This window comes from Gordonia sp. AC31, assembly GCF_031844505.1.
Lineage (GTDB): Bacteria > Actinomycetota > Actinomycetes > Mycobacteriales > Mycobacteriaceae > Gordonia > Gordonia hongkongensis.
Window position 1 is genome coordinate 114,786 of record NZ_JAUZVK010000003.1, and the last position, 15,577, is coordinate 130,362.

Here is a 15,577-nt window from a genome sequence, read left to right on the forward strand (position 1 = left end):
AGGGTTTGTGTCAATGGGGTCCTGTGATGGGTGTGGGCGTGGGGGTGTGGCCCGGCGGCCGGTGGCCTGTCGGGATGGGTGTGTGGGTGGGTTCGAGCGGGCCGGGGTCGTGCCGGGCGCGGGCTCTACCTAGCGTTCAAACGGGTTGGTACCCAACAGCCTTCATTCGAGCTTGGTTCGCGCCGGGTGGGGACTGCTCAGGCTCAGGGTCGGGTTTGTGTGCCCAAGGAGCAGCGAGCTTGTCCCGGCCGGAGGGTGTGAGGGGTCAGGCGGCGGTCCTTTCGGCGGGGCGGGTACGGCCGGCAGCGATGTCGGGGTTCCACGGCGTGGCGGTGGTGATGACGACGAACAGTTGCCGCAGCAGGGCGGCAGCGATCGCTACTCGGGCCTGGTTGGGGTTGAGCTGGTTGGTTTCTCGGCTGGTCAGGTGCCGGTAACGGGCGGCGTACACCTCGTTGTGGGTGAGCGCGGCGAACGCCGCCCGCCACGCCGCGACCCGCAACAGCGGCCGGCCACGCCCGCTGATGCGGGTGGTGCCGCGGTAGTTGCCGGAGGAGTTTCCCCGCGGGCACAGCCCGGCGTGTTTGACCACCGCGCGGGCGGAATCGAAACGGGTCAGATCACCGGTTTCGGCGAGGATCGCCGCGACCGAGACCACCGAAACCCCCGGGATGGACTCGGCGAGGGCGCGTAGGCCCAGCCCGGTGAGGACCTCGAGCATGAGGTGTTCGACCTGCTCGCAGGCGGTGCGGGCGTGCCCGAAATCGTCGAGAGCGTAGCGGGCCCGTTCCAACGCACCAGCCTCGCCGGTGATCGTGGTCTCGGTCGCGAAGGCGGCGTCGACGAGTGCGACCAGGATGCGGGTGGTGACCCGACGCCCACCCCAGCGGGGCAGCTCGGCGCGCACCTGCTCCCGTAGCCACGCCACCGCCTGGTCGCGGCTGCTCTGGGCGGTCAGGGGTGTCGGGTCAGCGCCGATGACGGCCATCGCGGCCAGCCAGGTCACCGATTTGAACGGCTGCCCGGCGCAGTCGAGCGCCTCTGGCCAGCTGCTCTCGAGCAGATCGCGGGCTTGTTGTTGGGCTGCGCTACGGCGGGTGAGTTGCTGGGATCGGCGCACACCGAGGTGGCGTAGCCTGCTCCATTGCTCGTCGGCGTGTTCGGGTAGGTAGAGGTGGAGTTGGGTGGTCAGCCGGGCGATCAGCAGGGCGTCTTTGTCGTCGGATTTGTCGTGGGTGAAGTCTTCGGTCTCCCGCGCGCGGGCCACCGCGATCGGTTGCACGCACACCATGTCCACGCCGACCGCAGCGGTGAGGTCTCGGACTGTTTTCCAGCGATGCCCGGTCGGTTCACACGCGATCACGATGCCGGCAAACCCCGCAGCAGCAGCGGCGGTACGGCTCCACTCGATCGCGGTGGCCAACTGTGGTGGCGCGCAGTGAAACGTGCGGCGCGCCACGATGCGGGAGTCGTGATCGACCACCGCGACGACCTGTTTGTTCGATGCCAGATCGATCGCGACGACCGCGTGGTCGCGGCGCACGATCCCCCGGAACCGGGTCAACCGATCGTTGCGACGCTTGTCTCCCCGACTCAAACGACTAGCCTGAGACATTGACATCCTCCTTTTGTGGTTGGGATAACCAAGCCCCTACGACCACATCAGGAGGATGTCCCAGTTACCAGCCCTTCCAGCTATTACTAGGAGCGCCCGGAGCTTGCGGAGGGCGCGTCACGAAGGGTCACTCCACCTCGAAGAATTCCGGCCAGTACCGCTCGATGCAGTCGACCGGCTGACCCTGGCGGTTGAACTGCGGGCCGGTCAGTCCGACCGTCAACGCCACCGCACGTTCGCGCGCCGAGCCGTGTCCGGAGGCGCCGCCCGTGTCGCCGATGATCGGCAGCAGCGTCGCGACCTGAAGGATCTCCCGCGCGCCGAGCGCATCACGCTGGTAGGCGGTCGCACCCCAGTTCGCGGCCAGGCAGTCGGCGATGAGCTCGCTGTTCTTGCCGGCCGGGAGACGGCTGTCGGGGATGTCGAACGCCTCGGCCATCCGGAACACGACGTTGTGGCCGTATTCATGCGCGACCACGATCGCCGCGGTGAAGTCGCCGACGATCGGCGATGGCACCCCGAAGACGTTGCCGTCCCAGATGGCCGCGAAGGTGTCGACCGGGAGCACGATGCTGCCCTCGGTCGGGGTGCCCTCTCCGTTCGGTTCGGTGTCCACTCCACAGAAGAACGCGTTGGCCTCGTCGGACGGGATCGGTACCGGGTTCGAATCCTCTTCGCCGGCAATGCACTCCGTGGCGAAGGAGGTGCCGGACTCGATCAGCACCCGTCCCGGTGCCGGGTCGCCCCAGCCCAGTTCGTCGAACCACCCACCCCATGTCTGGTCGAGGTCGTCGAGGAGCGTGGTGAGGTAGTCGGGCACCGCGGTGTCCACGTTGGACGGGGTGACCCCGCTGGTCATGAGTTCCGCGGTCGGCGTCGGCAACTTCGGGCAGTCGTCGGGCCGGCACTGCGCCGCGTCGGCGTCGCCGGTCGGGTCCGTTGAGCGCGACGGCGTCGGACTCGGTGCGCTGCTCGTCGACGCGGACGACGGACGGGGCTCCCCGGAATCCTCGGACGGGATGAGTGCGCATCCGCTTCCGACGGTCAGTGTCACCACGGCGGCCAGAGCGACCGCCCACCGCATCGCGAGGGGCCCGCGTCGATCGATCATTCGGCGAACGTAGCAGGCGGGACCTGCTTCACCTGGGGTTTGTCGTCTGATCGAAGCACGCTCCGGCCGATGCCCTACGCTTTATCAGCGGGACCGCAGATGGTCCGCGCGTGATCCACGCGGAACGTCCGAACAGCGAGCTGGAGAGCACCGTGAGCGTTGACACCGACCCGAATCCGGCCTTCGCCGACTACGCCCACCCCGAGCGGCTGGTGACGACCCAGTGGCTGTCGGCGCATCTCGGCGCCAAAGGACTCAAGATCATCGAGTCCGACGAGGATGTGCTGCTCTACGACATCGGCCACATCCCGACCGCTCAGAAGATCGACTGGCACCTTCATCTCAACGACCCGGTCACGCGCGACTACATCAACGGCGAGCAGTTCGCGGAACTGATGCGCAGCAAGGGAATCGAACGCGACGACACCGTCGTGATCTACGGCGACAAGAGCAACTGGTGGGCCGCCTACGCGCTGTGGGTCTTCACCTTGTTCGGCCACGAGGACGTCCGCCTGCTCGACGGTGGCCGCGACGCCTGGATGGCCGAGGACCGTGACACCTCCTTCGACGTCCCTGATTACCCGCGGTCGGACTACCCGGTGGTCGAGCGCGACGACGCCAAGATCCGCGCGTTCGCGCCGCAGGTCCTGGAGGCCCTGGGCACCGAGCCCCTCGTAGACGTCCGTTCCCCGCAGGAGTACACCGGCGAGCGCACGCACATGCCGGACTACCCGGAGGAGGGCGCGCTGCGCGGCGGGCACATCCCGACCGCCATCTCGATCCCGTGGGCGAAGTCCGCCGCCCCCGACGGCCGTTTCCGCAGCCGCGCCGAACTCGACGAGATCTACGCCGGGCTCGACCCGAAGACGCCCACGATCGCCTACTGCCGCATCGGTGAGCGGTCGAGCCACACCTGGTTCGTGCTGACACATCTGCTGGGGCACACCGCGGTCCGCAACTACGACGGATCGTGGACCGAGTGGGGCAACGCGGTGCGCGTGCCGATCGCCGTCGGCGAGGAGCCGGGCGCCGTTCCCGGCACCGAGTGAACCCGACCGCACGATGAGTCTGCCTCCAGCCCTGGCCGAGATCGTCGACGACTTCGGCGCACTCGGCGACTCCGACAAGGTCACCCTCCTGCTCGAGTTCGCCGGCGAATTGCCGGACATACCGGCGCATCTCGAGCAGGATGCGATGGAACCGGTACCCGAGTGCCAGTCGCCGGTCTTCCTGTCCGTCGACGCCGCCGACCCGTCGTCGGTGCGGCTGTATTTCAGCGCTCCGCGCGAGGCGCCGACGACCCGCGGTTTCGCCGCCATCCTGCATCAGGGGCTCGACACCGCGTCGGCGCGCGAAATCCTCGACGTGCCATCGGATTTCTATTACGACCTGGGACTCGGGAGCGCCGTGAGTCCGCTGCGCCTGCGGGGTATGGCGGGCATGCTGGGCCGCATCAAGGCGCAGGTTCGCGCCCAGGTGCCCGACACCCCCGGGGCATGAAGTTCATCCAGATCCGCGACGAACCCATCGCGCCCGGCGGTCTCGTCGAGTGGACGCCGTATGTGCCGGGCGGACTGGGTAATTGGGACTACGACTCGCGTCTGACCTCGCACAATCACGAGCAACATCTGCGGGCGGCGTTCGAGTACCGGGTCCGCACGCGTCGCGAGGGCGGACGTGAGGCCTGGCTCGGGTTGAGCATCGAGTTCGACGAGCCGCTGTCGATTCCGGCCATCCGGTCGGTGCTGACCCAGTGGATCGACCGGCACGAGGTGCTGCGTAGTCACGTCGTGATCAAGGGCTCCGGCCTGCAGCGGCTGACCACCGCGCCGGGGACCGTGAAACTCAAGATGGGCCGGGTCGGCTGGTACGCCGAGTCGGGTCCGCTCGTGGAGCAACTGGCGGGCTCGTTCGATCGAGCCACCGCACCGCTGCACTGGCCGGCCTACCGGTTCGCGACGGTCGGACGCGAACGCTCGTTCACGCTCCTCTTCGCCGCCGATCACTCGCTGGTCGACGGGTACTCGCTGATCATGGCCCAGCAGGAGTTGGTGTCGATGTACCGGGCGGCGCGGGAGCATCGCGGCGCGAATCTGCCCGAGGTCGGCAGTTATGTCGACTTCAGCGCCGCGGAACGCCGGCTCGCCGACCAGACCGGGCGCGATCATCCGGCCGTCGGCTTGTGGTCGGAGTTCCTGGCCGCCGGCAACGGTGACATGCCCGGCCTGCACACGGCCGATCCGGCCACCGGCCACCGCACCCCCGACGATGTCGCCCCCGACGATGTCGACACGGACGCGGCACTCCCCCAGGAGTCGCTGTGGGGTGTCGTCGCCGACGACGCGACGGCCAACAGGTTCACCGCGATCTGCTCGGAGGCCGGCGGCACGCTGACCGCCGGGGTGCTGGCGGCCTTCGCCGTCGTGCACCACGAACTGACCGGCGATCGGCAGTTCCGGTGTGTGCTGCCGCGGCACACGCGCGACGACGCCCGCTGGCTGACCTCCCTCGGCTGGTTCGTCGGGGTCGCTCCCTTCTGTCTGGACATGTCCGACTCCCCGACGTTCGACCAGGCCGTCGTCCGATCCACCGCCGCGCTCAAGCACGGGCGTCAGGGCGCTTCGCTGCCGTTCCTGCGGGTGGCCGACCTGATCGGGCACGAGGGTGGCCCGCGGTTCGTCATCTCGTTCATCGACACGCGCTATGCGCCGGGCGCCGGGGCCGCCGACGCGGGGCGTGCGAAGGTCCTCCGCAGTCACAGCTACTCGCCCGACGAGGTGTACATCTGGATCAACCGCACCCCGTCGGGGCTGCGGTACTCCGCCCGGTTCCCGCGCGAGTCGCCACTGCGTGAGCTCGGCGTCGCCGCCTCGGCGAACACCCCGGGTGCACAACATGAGGGAAACGTCACATTTCCCGCCGCCGAGGCCCGTTCCGAAGACGGTTGGGCAATCGACCCGACAGGTGGTCCCGTCCACGCCTACCTGCGTGCTTTCGCCGAACTGGTCCGACGCCTCGGTGATGCGAGCACATTCTCCCCGGCGTTGTGACCCAGGGCTCCACCGAACGATTGCTCGGTGGGCTAGGGTATTGCCCGGAAGGTCGCGACACCTGCACCGCGAAGGTGTCGCATCGCCCTCGCCGTCCGCATCCCGGCCGGTGACGGCGGGCCGCCAGACTTGACCGACGTCCGCCCAACGTGTCGCGTGCGCTACCGCGTCGTGCACCTGAGTACGAGTAAGGCCCAGGAGAACAAGTGCCCAGTACCTCTGCGAACACTCCGTCCGCAATCAGCAAGGTCCTCATCGCCAACCGTGGCGAAATCGCTGTCCGCGTGATCCGCGCCGCCCGGGATGCAGGCATCGCGAGCGTCGCGGTGTACGCCGAGCCCGACGCGAACGCACTGTTCGTCAAACTCGCCGACGAGGCTTTCGCACTGGGCGGGCAGACATCGGCGGAGTCGTACCTGGTCTTCGACAAGATCCTCGACGCGGCCAAGAAGTCCGGCGCCGACGCGATCCACCCGGGTTACGGCTTCCTGTCGGAGAACGGCGACTTCGCGCAGGCCGTCATCGACGCCGGGCTGATCTGGATCGGTCCGTCCCCGCAGTCGATCCGCGACCTCGGCGACAAGGTGACCGCGCGTCACATCGCGCTCAAGGCCGACGCACCGATGGCCCCCGGCACCAAGGATCCGGTGAAGGACGCCGACGAGGTCGTCGCCTTTGCCCAGGAGCACGGCGTGCCGGTCGCCATCAAGGCGGCATTCGGCGGCGGTGGACGTGGCATGAAGGTCGCGTACACGATCGAGGAGATCCCGCACCTGTTCGAGTCCGCCACCCGCGAGGCCGTCGCGGCGTTCGGTCGCGGCGAGTGCTTCGTCGAGCGCTACCTCGACAAGGCCCGCCACGTCGAGGCCCAGGTCATCGCCGACCAGCACGGCAACGTCATCGTCGCCGGCACCCGCGACTGCTCGCTGCAGCGTCGATTCCAGAAGCTGGTCGAGGAGGCCCCGGCCCCGTTCCTGACCGACGAGCAGCGCACCAAGATCCACGAGTCCGCCAAGGCCATCTGCCGCGAGGCCGGCTACTACGGCGCCGGCACGGTCGAGTTCCTGGTCGGCAGCGACGGGCTGGTCTCGTTCCTCGAGGTCAACACCCGCCTGCAGGTGGAGCACCCGGTCACCGAGGAGACCGCGGGCATCGACCTGGTGCGTCAGCAGTTCCGCATCGCCAACGGAGAGAAGCTGGAGATCACCGAGGACCCGACCCCGCGCGGCCACGCCTTCGAGTTCCGCATCAACGGTGAGGACGCCGGCCGCAACTTCCTGCCCGCCCCGGGTCCGATCTCGGTCTACAAGGAGCCGACCGGCCCCGGCGTCCGCGTCGACTCCGGCGTCGTCGAGGGTGACGTCATCGGCGGCCAGTTCGACTCGATGCTGGCCAAGCTGATCGTCACCGGCGAGACCCGCGAGCAGGCGCTGGAGCGTTCGCGTCGTGCACTGGCCGAGTTCGAGGTCGAGGGCCTGGCGACGGTCATCCCGTTCCACCGGCACATCGTCTCCAATCCCGCCTTCATCGGCGACGGCGAGAAGTTCGACGTCTACACCAAGTGGATCGAGACCGATTGGGACAACCCGATCGAGCCGTACACCGGCGGCGAGCCCATCGAAGAGGACGAAGCCGCCCCGCGGCAGAACGTCGTCGTCGAGGTCGGCGGCCGTCGCGTCGAGGTGTCGCTGCCCGGCGATCTCGCCCTCGGTGGCGGTGGCGGCTCGGCCAACGGCGTCGTCCGCAAGAAGCCGAAGGCACGTTCACGCAAGAAGGGCGGCGGCGCAGCCGTTTCCGGCGACGCCGTGGCCGCTCCGATGCAGGGCACCGTCGTCAAGGTCGCCGTCGAGGAGGGCCAGGAGGTCGCCGCCGGTGATCTGGTCGTCGTCCTCGAGGCCATGAAGATGGAGAACCCGGTCACCGCCCACAAGGACGGCGTCGTCACCGGCCTCACCATCGAGGCCGGTGCTGCCGTCACCCAGGGCACGGTGCTGCTCGAGCTGAAGTAAGACACACCGCTCCCTCGCTGCCTGAGGTGCGAGGAGCGATAGCGACGAGCCACGAAGGCCTGGTGAGACGATCTCGCCAGCCCTTCGTGGCTCGCTTCGCTCGCACCTCAGGGAACAGTGGGCGCAAGCGCATCGAAGGGACGTTGTGCAACCAGTCGAGATCAACGCCGGGACGTGGTATCTGCGTGCGCTTCGTGCGGACGAGCGGATCACCGACGTCCCGGCGTTGTCTCATCTCGAGGTCGACGACCCCGCCGCGTACGTCGCTGCGGCGCAGCGTGACTGGGAGTCGGAGACACGATTCGTCTGGGCGATCTGCATCCCCACCACCGGTGAGCTCATCGCCCTGATCGGGGTCACGCCGAACGGCTCGTCGGGCCGCCTGTGGGGCGAGGCACGCGACGGCTACGACGAGGCGCTCGACACCGCCGTCGGGCCGGTCTCGAGGTTTGCCGAGGGTGCACTCGGTCTGGTTGTCGGGCAACCATTTTCGCGCGGCATCGGCTGAGGTCCGTAGTCAGCGGACGGTGTGGACCTAGTTCTTCAATCCGATGCCGCGGCTCTCGACGGCATACGGCGCGGGACACCACACTCGGGCCGTCTTACCGCTTCTCGCCTTCTGCCACGAACTCTGCACGAACTTCTTCCCGAACAGCTTGGGGTTGACTGTGTTGAAGCAGACCGCATATGCCTGGTACGAACCGTTTCCGCCCTTGCACAACGCATCTGAGTAGGTGAAGCCCCCACCCTTGGTGCACTGGGTCGGCGCTGCGGATGCTTCACTTGCTCCGCCCACCGCGAGTGTCAGTGCCGCAGCGCTCGCAACCATCGTGGCGGTCAATCGTTTTCTCATTGGTCATCCCTTCCGATGCGCGAAGTGCGCGGATCGAAGACTCCACGCATTGGACGAAATCTACGGTGCAAGATCAAGCAGGTCTGTCCTCCGGACCGGTGAATCGTCCCACCTCACTGTCCGACTCCGATCACCTTGATCGTCTCGGTGGCCACGATCGGCTGTCCACCAATGGGCGGGGTCACCGACACCGTGATCCGGTAGTCGCCCGGTACGGTGATCGATGGCATCTGGCTGAACGTCCGCCCGCCGCTGCATTCATCGCTCCGGTACCGTTCATCGACATCGCCTGGACCGGTCACATCGATCACCACCGCACAGTCATCCGACTCGAGGTCGCCGTCCTCCGACCGCGACGTCCAGCTCACTCCCGGGAAGCTCGTACCGCCGCGTCGATTGAGCTGGATCATCTTGTCTCCCACTTTGTCCCCGCTGTAGAACTCCAGCTTCACAGACCGGATCGCATCGACGTCGGCACTCGCTTCAGCACTGGTCCCCGACGAGTATGCGGCGGCACCGGTGGAGACCGCGGTCGTGGAGCTGGTGGCCTGAGTGGCGGTGACGGTTGCGGTCACCGTCTCCGGCGCAGGCGCCTGCTCCTCCGCACACCCTGTGATCACACCCAGAGCGGCGATCCCGATGATTCCCAGCACGATCCGACGCATGTGCGACCCTTTCTCAGTACCGACAGACACGGCATCGTCCCACGGCTCGATACGGACAGCGCGCTCAACGGATGGCCCGCGGCTCAAATTGGTACGGACGGACTACACGTCCAGACAAGGGCGCCCCGGTCGAGCAGGCTTCGATCAGCACATGGCCCAAGCGCCGTACTCGGAGCGGTCCTCGTCGCGTTCAGCGATCTGCCCGTTGATCCAGATCGCGCAGTACACGTAGCTCGCGTTGTCGTTCTGGATGTCTGCCGAGATGTACTGGCCGTACTCCTTGTACTCGGTGAAGCTCGACGATCCGCACCACAGTCCGTTGTTCCGCTCCGACAGCTGGACCCGCTGATCGTAGTGGCGGTTGCCGTTGTCGTATTCGACGTCGTTGCCGTACCGCTCGGACGAACAGAATACGGTCTTCACGCGGTCGTACTGGTCGGTGATCACGGCCTCGGCAGGGACCGCGAGTGCGAGCGCGGGGATGATGGCTCCGGCGCCGATGAGAGCCGTGCGGATGATCTTGCGCATTTCAATTCTCCTTGTGTAGCGATGGTTCCAGGTGACGCCGCGGACACAGCGCACGTGTGCGTGTCGGACGGAATTCACCCGCGTGATTGACAGGGCCGACCAGGCAATCGTCTGGTCGCCCGACAGCCGATGGATGCCTACTGCATGTCGACTCCTCGGAAGCACCACTCGCATGCGGTACGGATGCGGGCGATGCCCGTTCGGATTCGTCCGCGCCGGCCACACAGTTCGCAGATCGTGCTGGACTCCTCCACGCTGGCGTCGATCAGGAGCTCGCAGACACCGCGGGTGAATTCGTCGACCGAGTCTCCGTAGTTCACGTAGCAGCGCAGGACCCCGAACTTCTCCTTGATCTGCACGTAGGTGAAATCGTCGGTGACGGCGGTGAGTTGACGATGGAGACGGACCAGAAGCGGATACCACCCTGTGTTGACGGAACAGTCAACGGCCGGAGGCGCCATCGCGTCGGGAAGTCGGACAGGCTCCGGCATCACGCGACGCCGCGTTCGGTGGCGATTGCCGAGTCGTCAGAATCCACGCCCGCCAGCGCGTTCAGTGCGTCGGCCAGCAGTCGGTCGATGGCCGAGTAGACAGCCCCGCAGGTGCTCTCGATCTTGCGCACGTTGTTCGCGATCGCACCGGCAGACTTCTTGATCTCGTCGATCTTTTCGAGTTGTTTGACTGCGGCGGTGATCTTCTCCTCCGCGGTGTTGATCTCCTGCGCGCCCGACCTGGTGGCCGCAGCCAGGGATGCGGTCCGCAGGAGCATGACGACCGCACGCATGAGGTCGGGGTCATCGGCAGTCGGGTCGAAAGCGAGCACGATTCGACGCCGACCGAGCACGCGGATCGTCTCACCGCAGTTCTGTTCCACGGACCGGACCAGGCCGATCGCGGCAGTGGCGTTCCGGTTTCGTTCAGCTTCGTCGAAGTACGCCCCCCAATGATCCCGCTTCGAGTCGGTCACCTCGACGACGACGCGCGCGTCTCCGCCGTCGACGACCAGCACGCCGTCGCCCTTCTTGCAGCGAACGACCGAGCCGACGACGGCACCGGTTTCGAGGTACTCATCCCCGAGGCCGGCGGCGACCTGGTGGAGAACCTGATGGATCTCGGCCTCGTAGGTGCTCCCCTTGATCGGGGACACCTTGCTCACCGACGCTTTCGCCTCGGCTACCTTCAGCGCCGTGACCACCTCGTCGAGCCGCCGGGCCACCGCCGAGTGCTGTTCTGCGAGTTGGGCAGTCAGAGCGTCCTGACGCTTGGCGAGGTCTGCGGTGTGCTTGGCCATGGGAGATGTCGGGTCGGCAGGATCGAACTGTTTGGCCGCCTTGGCGAGCAGTTCGCTGGTGTTCTCGGCGGCTCGTTTGTCGAGGTTCGCGGCAAAACGTTCGAGCAGTGGCGCGAAGCGGTCGACGACCTCCGGGTCGGTACCTCCGAACAGCCGTTTGAGTTCGGCTTCGGTCTCGCGGCGCATCAGTGCAATGGCCTCCGAGAGTGACTTGCGAGTTGCCTCGTCGGCCTCGCGAAGGTTCTTCTGCGCTTCCGCGGCAGCCTTGCTGACGGCCTCCGACGCGGCTTTCACGCTGCGGTCGGTCATCGAAGCGGCCTCTGCCGTCGACGACGCAGCCCTCTCACCGAGTTCGGTGATCATCCGCTTGAGGGCACGCGATTCCTGGGCGTCGCCGGTCGCCGACAGGGCGTGAGAACCAATGGTGATCGCCTTGGCAACGAAATCTCCGAGGTCCGCCTCGACGAGGGTCGCTTGGTCTTCGACGATCGGCCCTCGTTCGCCGGTGGTCCATCGCTGCGCTTCGCGGACAACGTCTTTGTCTCGGAGTGTCACCCCTTCGATGACGACGGCTGCGGCCAGTTCATCAAAGTGTGCGGGTGCTTTCGGTTCGGTCATTTCAGCTCCTCCCGGTCTGGCCGACCAAGGGGATCGGCTGCCGAACACAGACTGCGCCGGGGCCGCCGTTTGCCGATACTATTTCACTGTTAAGCCGCCTTAACAGTGAGACGAACCTGTACAAGTGCCGGCTGGGTAGTGTTCTCCGGGAAACGATGAGCAGTCGACAAGGGCGAGGAGGTGACCGCAATGACCACACTGACGATGCAGGACATCGCCGACCTTGCGAGAGTAACGCGGCCGGCAGTCAGCCAGTGGCGCAAACGCCCGATCGTGCGCGGCGAGTCGTTCCCCTTCCCTACTGCGGTCTCGACGATCGGTGGCATCGAACATTTCGACCGCACCGAGATCGTGGAGTGGCTCGACCGAACGGGTCGTGGCAAGAACCGCGCCGAACAACATCTGGACGTCGACGCTCTGGCAGTGCCGGAGCACGTCCGGTTCGACGATGTCGTTTGCCTACTGGCTCTGTACGCGTTGTCAGGCGTCGACTTCGCGGATGCATCACACGGCGAACTGACCACTGCGGCCGCGCGAGTCGACCCTGACGATCAACTGATCCGACGCGAAATCGACGCGTTCACGGCAACATCGGATTCGGTGCGGTTCACCGAGCAGCTCGTCGACGCCTCCCTGGGCACACCTGATGCGCTGACGCGTCTGGAGCGAGGACGGTTGGGCAGAGCACGCGGCGTACGCGACCTGACCCCCGACGCTCTGGGTCTCGTCCGCGGAGTTGTCGGCGCCGCAGTGGCGCACCTCGACGCAGATGTGTCCATCGTCCCGGCCGGCGACCCGACCCTGGCGCTCGCGTGCGCCGACCTGGCGTCGGAGCTGGTCGTCCGGGGCACCGACAGCGAGGCCCGGGATCTCCGGCGGCGAGCGGCGATCGCGAGAGTCGACGTGAGCACCGCCGTACAGGCACGCGGCGCAGTTGTCGCCTCGCTCATCGGGTCCGAGGTGTGCGATGTGCTCGAAGCTGTGGATGCACTCCTTCTCGATCTGCGGGACGGCGACGTCGCGGTGGTCATGGCACCGGCGGCCGCGCTCACCGATCACCTCGCCGGCGACTTGCAGATCCGCCGATCCGAGACGCTCAAGCTCGGCAGTGTCGTTGCGGCACTACGCCTTCCGCGCGGTCTCTGGCGCGAGGCACATCGGCAAAGCCAGGCTTTGTGGATCTGTCGGGGCGGGACGGATTCGGACCTCATCGGCACTGCCGACCTGGACAGGTTCTCCGTCGACGACCTGGGCGACCTCGCCAGCGACGTCACCGCGATCCTCGACCGGGATGCCCGGCGCGCCCACCGGTATTTTCGGTCGCGCGAATTGATCGCGATCCGGGGAAGCGGCACGGTCGTTCCCCGCGGGACCAGTGCGCCGCGCCTCCGATCCCGCGCGCTCGCCGACCACGCTGACCGTGTCCACCACGCCACGCTGCAGACGTCGACTCCCGCACGCACGGTGGACGTGCTCATCAAGGCAGCGTCCGGACGGTTCCGGACGCACGATCAGTCGCTAGCCGAGTTACAGGAGAGCAAACTCATCACGGTGCGCTCGGGAAACCGCTTCGACGAGTCGGATGCCGACCCACATGGAACGGTGATTGTCTTGCCGGAGGGAACGCTACGCTTCGATCCGTTCGATGCGGCGCAACGCTATCCACGCGCCCGACGAACCGATCCGGGCGACATCGTGTTCGTCGAGAAGCCGGTCCCGCACGCGGTCATCGACAACGTGGGCGGGTCGCTCGTGAAGGCTCCAGCGAAGCTCCTGCGAATCGACCCGCGGGCGCCGCTCGGTCCCCACACGCTCGCGGCGATCATCAACTCGCGATGCGAACCCGGCTCCGAGTGGCAGACCTGGCGTGTACCCGGGCTCACCTCCACCGAGTCCGACCAACTCGAACGAGCTCTCGCCGACGTCGCGGACTACCAGCGCGCCGTCGAGCGAAAGGTGGCGGCCGCCAGAGAACTGACCGTCGCGCTCATCGATGGCGTCGCCGCCGGCGACATCTCCCTTGACACCACCGAAACCACACCGGGCATAACGGCCGTGAGGACAACGGCGGGGCGGGGATGAGTGGTCGATGACCGCTCCCCTGTCCCAACCGCAGCTTCGATAGAGAGGAACCACCAATGGCCGCGAGGCGCAAGGCAGAGCCGTCGGCTCCGTCGACGATGAAAGAGCTCAAGGACACACTGTGGAAAGCGGCGGACAAGCTCCGCGGGTCGCTGTCGGCGAGTCAGTACAAGGACGTGATCCTGGGGCTGGTCTTCCTCAAGTACGTCTCGGATGCGTACGACGAACGTCGAGAAGACATCCGACGCGAACTGGCCGATGACGGTTTCGACGAGTCGCAGATAGCCGATGTCATCGACGACGCCGGCGAGTACCAGGGTGCCGGGGTCTTCGTGGTCCCGCCGATCGCACGCTGGTCATTTCTGGCGGACAACGCCAAGGGTCTCGCCTCCGACGACGGTTCGCCAGACAAGAACATCGGCCAATTGATTGACGAGGCGATGGACGCGGTCATCGCCGCCAACAAGTCGCTCGCGGGTACGCTCCCCCGGATCTACAACCGCGACAACATCGATCAGCGTCGCCTCGGCGAGCTCGTTGACCTGTTCAACAGCGCCCGGTTCAGCCGCCAAGGTGAACACAAGGCGCGTGACCTGATGGGTGAGGTCTACGAGTACTTCCTGGGCAACTTCGCTCGTGCGGAAGGAAAGCGGGGCGGCGAGTTCTTCACCCCGCGCAGCGTCGTCCGGGTGATCGTCGAGGTCCTCGAGCCCTCGAAGGGTCGCGTCTACGACCCATGCTGTGGCTCGGGTGGCATGTTTGTGCAGACCGAGCAGTTCATCTACGAGCACGACGGCGACCCGAAACAGGTCTCGGTCTATGGCCAGGAGGCCATCGAGGAGACATGGCGGATGGCGAAGATGAATCTCGCGATCCACGGCATCGACAACAATGGTCTCGGCGCTCGGTGGGGTGACACGTTCGCACGGGATCAGCACGCGGATCTTCAAATGGACTATGTGATGGCCAATCCGCCGTTCAACATCAAGGACTGGTCCAGGAACGAGGAGGATCCCCGATGGCGGTACGGCGTTCCGCCTGCGAGGAACGCCAACTACGCCTGGTTGCAGCACATTTTGTCGAAGCTGGCTCCTGGCGGCAAGGCGGGCGTCGTGCTGGCGAACGGATCGATGTCGTCGAACAACAACGGCGAGGGCGAGATACGCGCCCAGATCGTAGATGCCGACCTGGTGTCGTGCATGATCGCGCTACCGACGCAGCTGTTCCGTAGCACCGGAATCCCTGTGTGCCTCTGGTTCTTCGCGAAGGACAAGACGAAGGGCAAGCAGGGGTCAGTCGACCGAAGCGGACAGGTCTTGTTCATCGACGCCCGCGAGATGGGCTACATGATCGACCGCGCGGAACGCGCGTTGACCGACGAGGAGATTGTCAAGATCAGCGATACGTTCCACGCCTGGCGCGGGTCCACCTCGGCTGCCGAGAAAGAGGTCGATTACGAGGACGTCCCGGGGTTCTGCAAGTCGGCGACGCTCGAGGAAATCAAGGCTGCGGGCTATGCGCTGACGCCCGGGCGGTACGTGGACGCACGCGAGGTCGAGGATGACGGCGAGCCGATCGATGAGAAGGTCGCTCGCCTCCGGACGGAGCTGTTTGCCGCTCTCGATGAATCCACGCGGCTGGAGAAGGTTGTTCGCGCGCAGATGGAGCGGCTTCATGGTTAAGTCACAAAATACCTCGTGGCAACAGGTCCAGCTTGGCGACCTCTTGACACGCATCACGTACGGTTTCACCAAC

14 protein-coding genes are annotated in these 15,577 nt (G+C 66.4%); 7 read left to right on the forward strand and 7 right to left on the reverse strand.

Going from position 1 to position 15,577, the window contains the following annotated elements:
- Window positions 1-265: 265 nt before the first annotated feature.
- Together Q9R39_RS04920 and Q9R39_RS04925 are read right to left on the reverse strand one after the other, a co-directional pair.
- The gene (locus Q9R39_RS04920) at window positions 266-1,615 is read right to left on the reverse strand and encodes an IS110 family transposase (protein WP_311277160.1); all 1,350 of its coding nucleotides are present in this window, start codon (window positions 1,613-1,615) and stop codon (window positions 266-268) included.
- Window positions 1,616-1,742: 127 nt separating this feature from the next.
- Window positions 1,743-2,726 (reverse strand): metalloprotease, encoded by a 984-nt coding sequence (locus Q9R39_RS04925; protein ID WP_311277161.1) that lies wholly within the window; start codon window positions 2,724-2,726, stop codon window positions 1,743-1,745.
- Between the two features lie 152 nt (window positions 2,727-2,878).
- Between Q9R39_RS04925 and Q9R39_RS04930 the strand changes: the two genes are divergently transcribed.
- The 5 genes from Q9R39_RS04930 to Q9R39_RS04950 all read left to right on the forward strand — a co-directional run bounded on the left by Q9R39_RS04930 (window position 2,879) and on the right by Q9R39_RS04950 (window position 8,293).
- Window positions 2,879-3,775 carry a sulfurtransferase gene (locus Q9R39_RS04930; RefSeq protein ID WP_055475116.1) on the forward strand — a complete coding sequence of 299 codons (897 nt, stop codon included), beginning with the start codon at window positions 2,879-2,881 and terminating at the stop codon, window positions 3,773-3,775.
- Window positions 3,776-3,788: 13 nt separating this feature from the next.
- A complete protein-coding gene (locus tag Q9R39_RS04935; protein ID WP_058252692.1) occupies window positions 3,789-4,226 on the forward strand; it encodes a SufE family protein in 438 nt (145 codons plus the stop codon).
- Window positions 4,223-5,776, forward strand: coding sequence for a condensation domain-containing protein (locus Q9R39_RS04940; RefSeq protein ID WP_058252691.1), 1,554 nt, complete (start codon window positions 4,223-4,225; stop codon window positions 5,774-5,776). The genes Q9R39_RS04935 and Q9R39_RS04940 overlap by 4 nt, the downstream gene beginning before the upstream one ends.
- 206 nt (window positions 5,777-5,982) lie before the next feature.
- Window positions 5,983-7,785: an acetyl/propionyl/methylcrotonyl-CoA carboxylase subunit alpha gene (locus Q9R39_RS04945; RefSeq protein WP_311277162.1), complete on the forward strand. Its 1,803-nt coding sequence runs from the start codon at window positions 5,983-5,985 to the stop codon at window positions 7,783-7,785.
- A 145-nt stretch (window positions 7,786-7,930) separates the two neighbouring features.
- Window positions 7,931-8,293, forward strand: coding sequence for a hypothetical protein (locus Q9R39_RS04950; RefSeq protein WP_311277163.1), 363 nt, complete (start codon window positions 7,931-7,933; stop codon window positions 8,291-8,293).
- Window positions 8,294-8,320: 27 nt separating this feature from the next.
- Here Q9R39_RS04950 and Q9R39_RS04955 read toward each other — a convergent pair whose 3' ends face one another.
- From Q9R39_RS04955 to Q9R39_RS04975, 5 genes are all read right to left on the reverse strand, one after another.
- Window positions 8,321-8,638: a hypothetical protein gene (locus tag Q9R39_RS04955; RefSeq protein ID WP_249144933.1), complete on the reverse strand. Its 318-nt coding sequence runs from the start codon at window positions 8,636-8,638 to the stop codon at window positions 8,321-8,323.
- Between the two features lie 113 nt (window positions 8,639-8,751).
- Window positions 8,752-9,303: a hypothetical protein gene (locus tag Q9R39_RS04960; protein ID WP_065632781.1), complete on the reverse strand. Its 552-nt coding sequence runs from the start codon at window positions 9,301-9,303 to the stop codon at window positions 8,752-8,754.
- Between the two features lie 144 nt (window positions 9,304-9,447).
- Window positions 9,448-9,831 carry a hypothetical protein gene (locus tag Q9R39_RS04965; RefSeq protein WP_211538125.1) on the reverse strand — a complete coding sequence of 128 codons (384 nt, stop codon included), beginning with the start codon at window positions 9,829-9,831 and terminating at the stop codon, window positions 9,448-9,450.
- A 137-nt stretch (window positions 9,832-9,968) separates the two neighbouring features.
- Window positions 9,969-10,322, reverse strand: coding sequence for a hypothetical protein (locus Q9R39_RS04970; RefSeq protein ID WP_211538127.1), 354 nt, complete (start codon window positions 10,320-10,322; stop codon window positions 9,969-9,971).
- A complete protein-coding gene (locus Q9R39_RS04975; RefSeq protein WP_211538129.1) occupies window positions 10,322-11,740 on the reverse strand; it encodes a Fis family transcriptional regulator in 1,419 nt (472 codons plus the stop codon). The genes Q9R39_RS04970 and Q9R39_RS04975 overlap by 1 nt, the downstream gene beginning before the upstream one ends.
- Before the next feature lie 189 nt (window positions 11,741-11,929).
- Here Q9R39_RS04975 and Q9R39_RS04980 point away from each other — a divergent pair, with 189 nt between their 5' ends.
- Both Q9R39_RS04980 and Q9R39_RS04985 read left to right on the forward strand, forming a co-directional pair.
- The gene (locus tag Q9R39_RS04980; RefSeq protein WP_211538130.1) at window positions 11,930-13,822 is read left to right on the forward strand and encodes a hypothetical protein; all 1,893 of its coding nucleotides are present in this window, start codon (window positions 11,930-11,932) and stop codon (window positions 13,820-13,822) included.
- A gap of 56 nt (window positions 13,823-13,878) precedes the next feature.
- A complete protein-coding gene (locus Q9R39_RS04985) occupies window positions 13,879-15,504 on the forward strand; it encodes a class I SAM-dependent DNA methyltransferase (protein WP_211538132.1) in 1,626 nt (541 codons plus the stop codon).
- Window positions 15,505-15,577: the final 73 nt, after the last annotated feature.

Bases quoted from the DNA above. Each gene is read 5' to 3' on its own strand.
- Q9R39_RS04920 (WP_311277160.1), bottom strand. From the start codon at position 1,615: ATGTCTCAGGCTAGTCGTTTGAGTCGGGGAGACAAGCGTCGCAACGAT.
- Q9R39_RS04925 (WP_311277161.1), bottom strand. From the start codon at position 2,726: ATGATCGATCGACGCGGGCCCCTCGCGATGCGGTGGGCGGTCGCTCTG.
- Q9R39_RS04935 (WP_058252692.1), top strand. From the start codon at position 3,789: ATGAGTCTGCCTCCAGCCCTGGCCGAGATCGTCGACGACTTCGGCGCA.
- Q9R39_RS04940 (WP_058252691.1), top strand. From the start codon at position 4,223: ATGAAGTTCATCCAGATCCGCGACGAACCCATCGCGCCCGGCGGTCTC.
- Q9R39_RS04955 (WP_249144933.1), bottom strand. From the start codon at position 8,638: ATGAGAAAACGATTGACCGCCACGATGGTTGCGAGCGCTGCGGCACTG.
- Q9R39_RS04960 (WP_065632781.1), bottom strand. From the start codon at position 9,303: ATGCGTCGGATCGTGCTGGGAATCATCGGGATCGCCGCTCTGGGTGTG.
- Q9R39_RS04965 (WP_211538125.1), bottom strand. From the start codon at position 9,831: ATGCGCAAGATCATCCGCACGGCTCTCATCGGCGCCGGAGCCATCATC.
- Q9R39_RS04970 (WP_211538127.1), bottom strand. From the start codon at position 10,322: ATGCCGGAGCCTGTCCGACTTCCCGACGCGATGGCGCCTCCGGCCGTT.
- Q9R39_RS04975 (WP_211538129.1), bottom strand. From the start codon at position 11,740: ATGACCGAACCGAAAGCACCCGCACACTTTGATGAACTGGCCGCAGCC.
- Q9R39_RS04980 (WP_211538130.1), top strand. From the start codon at position 11,930: ATGACCACACTGACGATGCAGGACATCGCCGACCTTGCGAGAGTAACG.
- Q9R39_RS04985 (WP_211538132.1), top strand. From the start codon at position 13,879: ATGGCCGCGAGGCGCAAGGCAGAGCCGTCGGCTCCGTCGACGATGAAA.